The sequence below is a fragment of the Streptomyces fradiae genome (assembly GCF_041270065.1).
In the GTDB taxonomy this organism is placed as follows: Bacteria; Actinomycetota; Actinomycetes; order Streptomycetales; family Streptomycetaceae; genus Streptomyces.
Map to the genome: position 1 here is coordinate 1,631,225 of NZ_CP065958.1, position 12,517 is coordinate 1,643,741.

General features: G+C 72.3%; 8 protein-coding genes. 3 read left to right on the forward strand and 5 right to left on the reverse strand.

Going from position 1 to position 12,517, the window contains the following annotated elements; all coding sequences use genetic code 11:
* Positions 1 to 174 precede the first annotated feature (174 nt).
* A complete protein-coding gene (locus tag JAO84_RS07295; protein ID WP_265865660.1) occupies positions 175 to 801 on the reverse strand; it encodes an NUDIX hydrolase in 627 nt (208 codons plus the stop codon).
* Positions 802 to 899: 98 nt separating this feature from the next.
* Positions 900 to 2,558 (reverse strand): CTP synthase, encoded by a 1,659-nt coding sequence (locus tag JAO84_RS07300; RefSeq protein ID WP_265865698.1) that lies wholly within the window; start codon positions 2,556 to 2,558, stop codon positions 900 to 902.
* 477 nt (positions 2,559 to 3,035) lie between these two features.
* Between JAO84_RS07300 and JAO84_RS07305 the strand changes: the two genes are divergently transcribed.
* Together JAO84_RS07305 and JAO84_RS07310 are read left to right on the forward strand one after the other, a co-directional pair.
* On the forward strand, positions 3,036 to 4,838 hold the full coding sequence (locus JAO84_RS07305; protein ID WP_265865661.1) for a glycoside hydrolase family 15 protein: 1,803 nt from the start codon (positions 3,036 to 3,038) through the stop codon (positions 4,836 to 4,838).
* Between the two features lie 94 nt (positions 4,839 to 4,932).
* Positions 4,933 to 6,324, forward strand: a complete 1,392-nt coding sequence (locus tag JAO84_RS07310) for an FAD-binding protein (protein ID WP_370411470.1) — start codon at positions 4,933 to 4,935, stop codon at positions 6,322 to 6,324.
* Positions 6,325 to 6,338: 14 nt separating this feature from the next.
* Here the strand turns inward: JAO84_RS07310 and JAO84_RS07315 are convergent, their stop codons facing one another.
* Both JAO84_RS07315 and JAO84_RS07320 read right to left on the reverse strand, forming a co-directional pair.
* On the reverse strand, positions 6,339 to 7,973 hold the full coding sequence (locus JAO84_RS07315) for a flavin monoamine oxidase family protein (RefSeq protein ID WP_370411472.1): 1,635 nt from the start codon (positions 7,971 to 7,973) through the stop codon (positions 6,339 to 6,341).
* Between the two features lie 28 nt (positions 7,974 to 8,001).
* Positions 8,002 to 9,594: an APC family permease gene (locus tag JAO84_RS07320; protein WP_370411474.1), complete on the reverse strand. Its 1,593-nt coding sequence runs from the start codon at positions 9,592 to 9,594 to the stop codon at positions 8,002 to 8,004.
* 160 nt (positions 9,595 to 9,754) lie between these two features.
* Between JAO84_RS07320 and JAO84_RS07325 the strand changes: the two genes are divergently transcribed.
* Complete coding sequence (locus JAO84_RS07325; protein ID WP_265865664.1) at positions 9,755 to 11,377, forward strand: PucR family transcriptional regulator; 1,623 nt, start codon at positions 9,755 to 9,757, stop codon at positions 11,375 to 11,377.
* A gap of 43 nt (positions 11,378 to 11,420) precedes the next feature.
* Here the strand turns inward: JAO84_RS07325 and JAO84_RS07330 are convergent, their stop codons facing one another.
* Positions 11,421 to 12,509 carry a glycosyltransferase family 4 protein gene (locus JAO84_RS07330; protein WP_370411476.1) on the reverse strand — a complete coding sequence of 363 codons (1,089 nt, stop codon included), beginning with the start codon at positions 12,507 to 12,509 and terminating at the stop codon, positions 11,421 to 11,423.
* Positions 12,510 to 12,517: the final 8 nt, after the last annotated feature.

The following is a 12,517-nucleotide window of genomic DNA, read 5'->3' on the forward strand; positions in this document are numbered from 1 at the left end:
CCCGCGGGGGGCTCCGCACGGGCGATCACGAGCGTAGTTCAGGCCACGGCACGGATCCGGCGGAGCGCGGCGGACGGATCGCCCGATCGGATCAGTGGATTGTCGGACCGGCGGCGGGCGAAGGGTGCGGGGCGGGATCCCCCGCCCCTCCCCCGTACCGCCCGCTCGTACCGGCTACGCCTCGAACGGCCGGGCCGGCCACTCCGCGTCCGCCGGGCGCAGCGCGTCCAGGCCGTCGCCGGTGCGGGCCGCCATCAGCGAGAGCACGCCGACCACCAGGCAGTTGTTGTGCAGCTCGCCCGCGAGCACACCGCGGACCAGCTCGGCCAGCGGGACCCGGGCGAACTCCATGTCGGCCTCCTCGTCGGAGACCTCGTACCGCTCCCCCTCCGCCTCGGCGAGGTCGCGGGCCAGGAAGATCCGGACGGCCTCGTCGCAGCCGCCGGGCGTGGTGTAGACGTCGGTGAGGACCCGCCAGTCCTCCGCCTTGACGTGGGCCTCCTCGTACAGCTCGCGCTGGGCGGCGTGCAGCGGGTTCTCACCGGGCACGTCGAGCAGTCCGGCCGGGATCTCCCACAGCTTCTGCTTCACCGGGTGCCGGTACTGCTTGAGCAGCAGCACCCGGTCCTGCTCGTCGAGGGCGACGACCGCGACCGAGCCGGGGTGGACCTGGTAGTCGCGGCGGGCGACCGTGCCGTCCGGCATGACCACGTCGTCCGTGCGGACACTCGTCTTGTTGCCCTTGAAGGGGGTGGTGGTGGCGACGACCTGCCACTCCTCCGGGGTGTCCTGCACCTGCATCAGTAGTCCTCCCACATGACCGCGTCGTGACCGCGTACGAAAGCCGGGGTACGCGTCCCGTGAGGGACCCGTACCCCGGCAACGTTAACGCCCGTGGACTACTGGGCCGGCTTGCCCGTCTTGCGCTCGACGGCCGCCTTCACCAGGCCCGCGAACAGCGGGTGCGGGCGGGTCGGGCGGGACTTGAGCTCCGGGTGCGCCTGGGTGGCGACCAGGTAGGGGTGCACGTCCTTCGGGTACTCGACGAACTCGACGAGCTTGTTGTCCGGGGAGGTGCCGGAGAAGACCAGGCCGGCCTTCTTCTCCAGCTCCGCGCGGTACGCGTTGTTCACCTCGTAGCGGTGCCGGTGGCGCTCCTCGACGTACGGCTCGTCCGCGTAGGTCTCGCGGACCACCGAGCCCTCGGCGAGCTTGGCCGGGTAGAGGCCCAGGCGCATCGTTCCGCCCAGGTCGCCGGCGCCCTCGACGTACGCCAGCTGCTCCTCCATCGTCGAGACGACGGGGTGCGCGGTGGCCGGGTCGAACTCGGTGGAGTTGGCCTCGGGGATGTCGGCCAGGTTGCGGGCGGCCTCGATCACGATGCACTGCAGGCCCAGGCAGATGCCGAGCAGCGGCACCTTGTTCTCGCGGGCGTAGCGGATCGCGCCGACCTTGCCGGCCACGCCGCGGTCGCCGAAGCCGCCGGGGACGAGGATCGCGTCGCAGTCGCCGAGCTGCTGCTCGGCGCCGGCCGGGGTCTTGCAGTCGTCGGAGGTGACCCACTTGACCTTGACCCGGGCCTTGTTGGCGAAGCCGCCGGCGCGCATGGCCTCGGTCACCGACAGATAGGCGTCGGGCAGGTCGATGTACTTGCCGACGAGCGCGACGGTGACCTCGTGGTCGGGGTTGTGGACGCGGTCCAGGAGGTCCTCCCAGACGGTCCAGTCCACGTCGCGGAAGGGCAGGTCGAGCTTGCGGACGACATAGGCGTCCAGGCCCTCGGTGTGCAGCACCTTCGGGATGTCGTAGATCGACGGGGCGTCGATGGCGGCGACCACGGCGGCCTCGTCGACGTCGCACATCAGCGAGATCTTGCGCTTGATGGCGGTCGGGACCTCGCGGTCGGCGCGCAGCACGATCGCGTCGGGCTGGATGCCGATGTTGCGCAGGGCGGCGACGGAGTGCTGGGTCGGCTTGGTCTTCAGCTCGCCGGACGGGCCGATGTAGGGCAGCAGCGAGATGTGCACGACGAAGACGTTGTCGCGGCCGACCTCGTGGCGGACCTGGCGGACGGTCTCCAGGAACGGCAGCGACTCGATGTCGCCGACCGTGCCGCCGACCTCGGTGATGACGACGTCGACGTCGTCGGTCGCCATGCGCCGGATCCGGGACTTGATCTCGTTGGTGATGTGCGGGATGACCTGCACGGTGTCGCCGAGGTACTCGCCGCGCCGCTCCTTGGCGATGACCTGCGAGTAGACCTGGCCGGTGGTGACGTTGGCCGAGCCGTCGAGGTCGACGTCGAGGAAGCGCTCGTAGTGGCCGATGTCCAGGTCGGTCTCGGCGCCGTCGTTGGTGACGAACACCTCGCCGTGCTGGAAGGGGTTCATCGTGCCCGGGTCGACGTTCAGGTACGGGTCGAGCTTCTGCATCGTGACCCGCAGGCCCCGGGCCTTGAGGAGCGCACCCAGGCTGGAGGCGGTCAGGCCCTTGCCGAGGGAGGAGGCGACACCCCCGGTGACGAAGATGTGCTTGGTCGTCGTGGTGTTGGGCGGCATCGCCAAGAGGGGGCTCCCGTGGTCGCGTTCTGGAAGTGCGTACCGGCGTCCCCTCCGGAAGAATCGGGGGGTGCCGTCGCTGCGGTTTCGGGGTCCTCAGCTGTCGCCGTTTCCCACCGGTCCACGGGGTACCAGGGTATCAGCGACATCGGGAGACCGCTTCCGGCCACACGCGGCAGTCGGGTGCACACGGTCGGCGACACAGCCGGGCCGAGGTGGGGCGGGCACAGTGCAAGGAGGGTTTTCGGTCGAGGTCAAGACCCATTCACCCGATCGGCTCAGCGCCGTTGCAAGATCGGCGCCGCCGGTCACTAGGGTGCGTCGTATCCTGCTCGGACACGCGCTGCCGAGCCGGACCGGCACGGCACCACCCCCGCCAAGTCACCGGTACGAAGAGCTCGTCAACGATCCCTTGACCGCTGACCGTAACCGTCGCCCCGTGGGGCGGACGTGGCCGTTCGATCTGGAGTGAAGCACGTGGCCGGGCGCATCGAGGATTACGCACTCATCGGAGACATGCAGACCGCCGCCCTGGTCTGCCGGGACGGCAGTGTCGACTGGCTCTGCCTGCCCCGCTTCGATTCCCACGCAGTCTTCGCGGGACTGCTCGGGACCGAGGAACACGGCTTCTGGCGGGTCGGCCCCGCGGTCCCCGAGGGCGCGCCCGCGGCCCCCGCCGACCGGCGCCGCTACCGGGGCGACTCGCTCGTCCTGGAGTCCGAGTGGGACACCCCGCGCGGCACGGTCCGGGTGACCGATTTCATGCCCCCGCGCGACGGGGCGCCGCAGCTGATCCGGATCGTCGAGGGAGTCAGCGGCCGGGTGCGGATGCGTTCCTCGCTGCGGATGCGGTTCAGTTACGGGCGGGTCGTGCCCTGGGTGCACAAGGTGGGCGAGCGGACGGTCGCCGTCGCAGGGCCGGACTCGGTGTGGCTGGACGCCGACGCCGAGACGCACGGCAAGGACCTCACCACGTACTCCGAGTTCACCGTCACGCCCGGTGACCGGATCACCTTCACGCTCTCCTGGCAGCCCTCGCACAAGGAGCCGCCGCCGCTGCCGGACCCGGAGGGCTCGCTGGAGGCGACCGTCGAGTTCTGGCGCGAGTGGGTGGAGCACTGCACGTACCACGGCCCCTACCGGGAGGCGGTGGTCCGCTCGCTGATCACCCTGAAGGCGCTGACGTACGCGCCGACCGGCGGGATCGTGGCCGCGCCGACCACCTCGCTTCCGGAGGAGATCGGCGGCGTACGGAACTGGGACTACCGCTACACCTGGCTGCGGGACGCGGCGATCACCCTCTCCTCGATGCTGCGCACCGGCTACCGCGAGGAGGCCCGCGCCTGGCGGGACTGGCTGCTCCGCGCGGTGGCCGGCGACCCGGAGAACCTGCAGATCATGTACGGCATCGCCGGCGAGCGGGAGCTCGGCGAGGCGGAGCTGGACTGGCTGCCGGGGTACGAGAACTCCGGCCCGGTCCGGGTCGGCAACGGCGCGGCGAACCAGCTCCAGCTGGACGTGTACGGCGAGGTCACCGAGGCCCTGCACCTGGCGCACATGACGGGCCTGTCCCGCAACGACTACGCCTCCCTCCTGCAGATCAAGCTGATCAACTACCTGGAGAAGAACTGGGACCAGCCCGACGAGGGCATCTGGGAGGTGCGCGGCCCGCGCCGCCACTTCACCCACTCCAAGGTGATGGCCTGGGTGGCGGTGGACCGCACGATCAAGCTGATCGAGTCCGGCGACGCCGACGGCCCGCTGGAGCGCTGGCGCGAGCTGCGCGACGAGATCCACCGGGACGTCTGCGAGAAGGGTTACGACAAGGAGCGCAACACCTTCACCCAGTCCTACGGCTCGCAGGAGCTGGACGCCTCGCTGCTGCTGATCCCGCAGATGGGCTTCCTGCCGCCGGACGACAAGCGCGTCATCGGCACGATCGAGGCGATCCAGCGCGAGCTGTCCACGGAGGACGGCTTCGTGCTGCGCTACCCGACGGCCGGCGAGGAGGCGGGCGTGGACGGCCTGGAGGGCGACGAGGGCGCGTTCCTCGCCTGCTCGTTCTGGCTGGCCGACGACCTGGCGATGATCGGCCGGGTCGACGAGGCCCGCAAGCTCTTCGAGAAGCTGCTCTCACTGCGCAACGACCTGGGCCTGCTCGCCGAGGAGTGGGACGCCCGGCTGCAGCGCCAGGTCGGCAACTTCCCGCAGGCCTTCAGCCACGTCCCGCTGATCGACACGGCACTGCGGCTGACGGCGAGCGGGGCGTACGGGGGCTAGCGCCGGGGCGTACGGGCTGAGGGGCGCGGCCGGGGGGCCGGACCTACGATGAGATTGTCCTGTCCCCCCTCCGTCACGAAAGGGGGGCACCCCCATGGCTCCCCGCACCATCACTCCTGACAGCGCCCTTGCGGGACTGCGCGAGGACATCGCCGGCGACGTGTACGTGCCGGGCGATCCGGGCTACGACGAGGCCAGGGTCGTCTTCAACGCGATGATCGACCGGCGCCCCGCGGTCATCGCCCAGTGCGAGACGCATGAGGACGTCATCAACGCGGTCCTGTTCGGGCAGGACGCCGGGCTGCCGATCGCGGTGCGCGGGGGCGGGCACAGTGTGGCCGGGGCCGCGCTCAACGACGGCGGGCTCGTGGTGGACCTGCGGCGGATGCACGCCGTGGTGGCCGACCCGGAGCACATGACGGTACGGGTCGCGGGCGGGGCGACGATGAGCCATCTGGACCGGGCTTGCCAGCCCTTCCATGTGGCGGTGACCGGCGGACGGGCGTCCACGACCGGGGTCGGGGGGTTCACGCTGGGCGGCGGGTCGGGCTGGCTGGAGCGGAAGTTCGGGCTCGCCTGCGACAACCTGCTGGCCGTGGAGCTGGTGACGGCCGAGGGCCATCATGTGCACGCGGACGCCGAGGAGAACGCGGAGCTGTTCTGGGCGCTGCACGGCGGCGGCGGGAACTTCGGGGTGGTCACCTCGATGACGCTGCGGGTGCACCCCCTGCCGGAGTTCTCCTTCGTGATGCTGCTGTTCCCGAAGGAGGCCGGCCCCGAGGTCGTCCGGGCCTACCGCGATCTGCTCCAGGACGCGCCGGACGAGGCCGGCGGGGGCGCGATCTATCTCAACGCGCCGCCCGAGGAGTTCATCCCCCAGGAGCTGCAGGGCACGCTGCTCGCGGGCGCCCTGGTGACCTGGGCCGGCCCGGCGTCCGAGGTCCGCGAGTTCGCGGCGCCGCTGTACGCGCTGAAGCCGTCGGTGGAGCTGCTCATGGACCTGCCGTACGCCGACTTCCAGTGCATGCTGGACGACCCGCCGGGGATGCGGAACTACTGGTCGGCGGAGTATCTGTCGGGCTTCCCGGACCCCGCCGTCGACGTGTTCTGCGCCCGTTCGGCCGGGATGATCGTGCCCTCGGGCATGCAGCACGTGCTGTTCCCGCTGGGGGGCCAGGTGGCCCGTGGCCCGGCCGACTTCCCGATCCCGTGGCGGCCGGCGGCCTGGGGTGTGCACCCCTTCGCGGTGTGGGAGGACCCGGCCGACGACGAGCGCGCGATCCAGTGGGTGCGGGACGTCCGCGCCGACGCCCAGCCGTGGTCGATCGGCGCGGTGTACCTGAACTTCACGGGCGACGAGGGCCGGCAGCGGGTGGTCGAGGGCTTCGGCGCCGAGAACTACCGGCGCCTGGCCCGGGTCAAGGCCGCCTACGACCCTGCCAACGTCTTCCGTTTCAACCACAACATCGCGCCGGCCGCCGCCTGACTCGGCCGAGGGCGTCAGGTGAGGGCGGCGATCACCTCCCGGGCGGCCCGCTCGCCCTCGGTGGCGCCGCCTTCCATGAAGCCCTGGAAGTCGTAGGAGCAGTGCTCGCCGCCGATGTGGAGATTGCCCTGGGCGGTGCCCTCGTAGCCGGCGTAGCGGTGGAGGTAGCCCACCGGCCAGTAGGAGTAGGCGCCGAGGGAGTACGGGTTCTCGTGCCAGGCGGAGAGCTGGGCGCGCCCGGTGTACGACTTCGAGGTGCCGGGGAAGAAGGCGTCGATGCCCTTCAGGTAGCGGGCGACGAGGTCCCGGACGTACGGGTCGGACTCGGTGGAGAAGGGGCCCGCGGGGCTCAGGTTCCGGGCCAGGCTGCCGCCGCCGTACTGGATGAGGATGCCGCCGGTGCCGCCCTGGACCTTGGTGGTGTCCCAGGTCTGCTGGACCTCGGCGTCGGTGAAGCAGTCGCCGGCGGAGACCCCGGGCCAGGGCCCGGTGCCGCGCCAGGGGCGGGTGGCGAACTGCATGTTGAGCTTGGTGCAGTAGCCCATCCGCGCGTCCCGCAGCAGGTTGCTCATCCGTGGGTCGAAGCCGGCCCGGGAGAGGTCGAGCCGCTGGAGGACGGGCAGCGGTACGCACAGGACGGTGTGGTCGGCGGTGACGGTCCGGGTGCTGCCGGCCTCGGTGAAGGTGAGGGTCTGGGTGCCGTCGGCGTTGGCCCGTACGGCGTCGAGGGACCAGCCCATGCGCAGGGTGCCGGGCTTCAGCGCCCCGGCGACGGCGTTCGGCAGCCGGTCGTTGCCGCCGACGACGTGGTAGCGCTCGTTGGACAGGCCCCAGATGTTGAAGTGGCCCGGATTGGTCTGGTAGCCCATGAGCAGCACCAGGGCGAGCGAGGACTGGTCGACGGTGTCGGCGCCGTACTCGACGTTGTAGGCGACGTCGAAGAACCGGCCGAGCGGTGAGGCGTGCCCGCCGGGGACCCGGCTCTCGATCCAGTCGTACAGCGTCATGTCGTCGAGGGCGGTGCCGGTGGGCGTGGTCCGGTTCCACTTGACCTCGCCCGCGTCGAGCAGGTCGCGGTGGAGCTGCTGGTAGACGGCGTTGAAGTCCTCGTCGGCCTGTTCCCGCGGGTAGTAGGCGCCGTCGAACCAGAGGACCTCCTCGGCGCCGTTGGGTCCGCCGCCGAGGAAGTCCTCGGTGGCGAGGCCGAAGCGGCGGCAGAGTTCGAGGATCTTCTTGTGGCTGGTGTCGATGAGCTCGCCGCCGATCTCGGAGGTCTGCCCGTACGCCCAGTGCTCGCGCTGGGTCCACATGCGGCCGCCGACCCGGCTCGGGTTGGCCTCGTAGAGGACCGGGCTGAGTCCGGCGTCCTGGAGGGTGAGGGCGGCGGTGAGGCCGGCGATGCCGGCTCCGACCACGGCGATCCGGGCGCCGGCGGCGGGGGTGACGGCCTTGGCGACCGCCGGGGCGGCCACGGCCGTCCCGGCGGAGACGGCGATGCCGGCCGCGGCGGCGTACTTGAGGAGGGTGCGGCGGCCGAGGGCGTCGGCCCGCAGTCCGCGCAGTTCGGCCACGGGGATGTCCAGCCGTCGGGCGTCGGCGTGCTCGGCGGCGAGGTGCTTCAGGAGGTGCATCGGGTTGGTGCGTGCCATGGGGCGCTCCTGGAGGTGGGGACGGATGTCAGATCTGCGGTACGGGCGCGGGGGCTGGGTCGGAGTCCGGGTCCGGGTTCGTGGTGTCGTCGGCGCGCTCGGCGGCGTCCTCCAGGACGATCCGGCCGATGATCTCGTAGCGCTCGGGGCGCCGGGCCCTGAGGTAGAAGCCGAGGCCGAGGCCGCCGAAGAAGACGAGCCCGACGATCCACGGGATGGCCTTGAAGAAGAGGGAGTCGGCGGCGAGCCCGGCCGCGGTCTCCATGTTCATGACCAGCAGCACGACGACGGCGATCATGCCGATCCCGCCGAGCAGCGGAGCGGTGAAGGTCTTGAACCAGTGCCGGTCCTCGGGGTGGTTCCGGCGGAAGTAGCCGATGACGGCGAAGGAGCAGAGGGTCTGCACGATGAGGATCGCCATCGTGCCGAGGATCGCGAGCAGCGTGTAGAGGTGGATGTAGGGGTCCTGGCCGGTGAGCCAGAACGCGCCGACGAGGACGACGGCGATGACGCTCTGTGTGAACGAGGCGAGGTACGGCGAGCCGTGCTTCGGGTGGGTGCGCCCGAGCGCCGGGTGCAGGAAGCCCTCGCGGCCGATCGCGTACAGATAGCGGGCGGCGCACTGGTGGAAGGCCATCCCGCAGGCGAAGGAGCCGGTGAGCAGCAGCCACTGGAAGGCGTCGACGGCCCAGCCGCCGATGAAGGACTCGGTGGGCGCGAAGAACAGGTCGAGGGGGCTGGCCGAGGAGGACAGCTTGACCGAGCCGGCGAGCCCGTTGCCGGCGATGGTCATCCACGAGACGTAGATGTAGAAGAGGCCGACGCCGATCACGGAGACGAGGGTGGCGCGCGGGATGACCCGCTTGGGGTCGCGGGACTCCTCCCCGTACATGGCGGTGGACTCGAAGCCGACCCACGACCAGAAGGCGAAGAACAGGCCGAGGCCGGCGGAGGCGCCGGTGAAGGCGTTCTTCGGGTTGATCGGCTCGGCCGGGATGCCGTCGGGGCCGCCGCCGGCGATCAGCACGGCGGTGGCGACCGCGAACAGCACCGCGATCTCGGCCACCAGCATCACGCCGAGCGCCTTGGCGGTGAGGTTGATGTCGAAGTACGACAGGACGGCGGTGACCGCGAGCATGGCCGCCGCGTAGCCGATCCACGGCAGGTCCACGCCGAGTTGGGCGGCCACGGTGGTCTTGGCGAAGTAGGCGAAGACGCCGACGATGGACGCCTCGAAGACGATGTACGCGAGGACGGCGAGCATGCCGGAGGCCATGCCGGCGATCCGGCCGAGGCCGTGCGAGATGTAGCCGTAGAAGGCGCCGGCGGCGGTGATCCGCTTGGCCATGGCGACATAGCCGACCGAGAAGACGGTGAGGACGACGGTCGCGAAGAGATAGCCGGCGGGGGCTCCGGTGCCGTTGCCGAAGCCGACGGCGATGGGGAGGTTGCCGGTCATCGCGGTGATCGGAGCGGCCGTGGCGACCGCCATGAAGACGACTCCGACGAGGCCGACCGAGTTCGCCTTGAGCCGGTGGACCTCGGGGGCCTTGGCGACTGGGGTGGTGGCTTGTGGGGCCTGGGGAGCCTGCGGCCCCGTCGGGTTGGGGTTCTCTGCCATGGCGCGAGAGCATCCTCGTACGTGACGTAGGCCACAAGCGACAGGCGGTCGCACAATTCCCGCCACGGGGCGACGAGTTGTCGCCCCCCTGTACGAACTGTCCGGCCCCGTGACGCCCGGGTGATGTCGCGGAAACACCGACGCGGGTAGCGTCCGGACCATGGAACGTCAGGGCGGGATCACCGTGCAGCGGGCACTCGAGCTTCCGGGTCTGCGCAGCGGTCTCCCGGAGGTCGTCGCGGGCGCCGACCGGCTGCACCGCACCGTGCGCTGGGTGCACGCGGGCGAGGTGCCGAACATCGCCTCGCTGCTCAAGGGCGGCGAGCTGCTGCTCACCACCGGTCTGGGCCTGGGCACCCGGCCCGCCGAGCAGCGGGCCTTCGTGCGCCGGCTCGCCGAGCGCGGCATCGCGGCCCTCGTGGTGGAGCTGGGCCCGCGGTTCGCCCGCCTGCCGGCGACCATCGTCGAAACCGCCCGTTCGGCGGGGCTCCCCCTCGTCCAGCTCCACCGCGAGGTCCCCTTCGTCGCCGTGACGGAGGAGATCCACACCGAGATCGTCAACGGGCACTACGCGCTGCTCCGGCAGGCGGAGGAGGTGCACCACCAGTGCACCGCCGCCCTCCTCGGCGGCGGCGGGGTCCCGCAGGTGCTGCGGATCCTCGCCGACTTCGCGCTCAACCCGGTCTTCCTGGAGACCCCCGACGGACAGCTGCTCTACGCGGCGGGCACCGACTCCGAGCCCGCCGACCCGCTCCAGGTGTGGGACGGGCTGCGCGGGCAGCGCGCCGCGCGCGAGTCCGGCCCGCCGACGGGCGCGGTGCTTGTGGACGTACCGGGCGGCGGCCCGGGCAGCGCGTCGGTCCGGGCCCGACTGGTGCTCCTCGCCGTCTCCTCCCCGCTCTCCCCCGTGCACCGGATGGCCGCCGAGCGGGCCGCCGGGCTGCTCGCGGTCGTCCTCATGCAGGCCCGGCAGGAGGAGGAGCTGGCCGCGCGCGGCCGCGGCGACTTCCTCACCGACCTCGCCGAGGGCCGGATCTCCGCCGAGGACGCCCCGGCCCAGGCCCGCGTACTCGGCTTCAAACCCGGCGACGGCCCCCTGCTCCCGGTGGTGATGCGCCTCGCCTCCGAACTGGCGCCCTCCGGCAACTGGGCCCTGCTCGCCCGCGCCGTCCTGGAGGAGCTGGCCTCGGTCGGCGTCCCCGTCCTGCTCGGCGTACGCCCGGTCGAGGGCCGGGTGCCGCTCCTGCTCGGCCTGCGCTCCGAGTCCGAGCGCACCGCCGTCGCCGACCGGGTCGCCGCCGCGCTCCGGGCCGGCGTGGAACGGGCCGGCCTGGAACGGGCGGGCACCCACCCGCCGGTCGTCGTGGTCGGCGTCGCCGGCGGCTGGGCCGCCGCCTCCGCGGGCCTGCGCCACGCGGCGGAAACGGCCACCGCCGCCCAGGGCCTCTCGGAGCTCCCCTGGTACGACGCCCGCCGCCTCGACACCGACCTCCTGCTGTGGCGCCTGCGCGACCACCCCGACCTGGCCGCCTTCGTCGACCGCGCCATCGGCCCCCTCCGCGACCACGACCGCACCTCCCGCCCCCCACTCCTCCCCACCCTCGAGACCTACCTCGCCCACGCGGGCCGCAAGGCGGAAACCGCCCGCGAACTCCACCTCAACCGCCAAACCCTCTACAACCGCCTCGCCCGCATCTCCGAACTCCTGGGCACGGACCTGGACGACCCCCAGACGGTCCTGGCCCTGAGCCTGGCCTTGAGGGCACGGCGTCACACGGGCTGAACGGACCCGCTCCCCGGCCCGGCGGGGCGGGGTGGGGGAAGAGTCACCGGCCCGACAGCTCGTCGTACACGCTCAGGACGTGCGCGATCGTCTGGTCCTCCGTCGGCCACGTCCCCGCCTGCACCCGCCCCGCCGCCGCCAGGTCCGACCTCCGGTCCGCGTCGTCGAGCAGCCCGCGCACGACCCCCGCGAGCGCCTCCGCATCCCCGTACGGCACCAGTTCGGCCGCGTCGCCGACCAGTTCGGGCACGCCGCCGACCGCCGTGGCGACCAGCGGCACGCCGAGCCGGAGGGCCTCCTGGGCGAGCAGGGAGCGGGCCTCCCAGCGGGAGGGCAGGACGGCGACGTCGGCGGCGGCGAGAAGTTCGGCGACGTCGTCGCGGCGCCCGATGAGCCGGACGGCGAGCCCTTCGTCCTCGATCCGCCGCTGCAGCGGCGCCCGTTCGGTCCCCTCGCCCGCGATGACGAGCAGCGGCTGCGGGTCCAGGTCCCGCCACGTACGGGCCGCGTCGAGCAGCATCCCGTACCCCCGCCCCGGCTCCAGCGCACCGACCGCCATCAGCAACGGGCGGTCCACTGCGCCGAGTTCGGCCCGCGCCTTGCCGTCGTGGAGGCAGACCGGGGCGCGCGAGGCCGGCACGGTGACCGGCGCGAGCCGGGCGTCGCGGGCGCCCCGCCGCCGGGCCCGGTCGACGAGTTCGGAGGAGGTGCCGAGGACGACGGCGGCCGCCCGCACGGTCCGCCGCTCAAGGAGGCGTACGAGCCGGGCGCGCGCCCCCGCGGCCCGGCTGCGGGTGTGCCAGGTGGTGACCAGCGGCGTGGGCGGCACGGCGGCGGCCCCGGCCAGCGCGAGGGAGGCCCGCACCGAGGCGTCGAGGCCGTGCGCGTGCACGATGTCGGCGCCGATGAAGGCGTTGCGCAGCGCGGCGACGGCCGCGGGGCCGCCCTGCCGCGGGACCGGCACGAGACGGGCACCCGCGCCCTGGAAGTCGTAGGCGTGGTCGAGTTCCGGCGGGGCGCACACGGTCACCCGCACGCCCCTCGCCACCAGCCCCGAGGCAAGTGATCTGACGTGCGCGCTGCTGCCCGCGCTGCCGCCGCCCAGCACTTGGACCGTACGGAGCTGTGTCACGCGCCCAA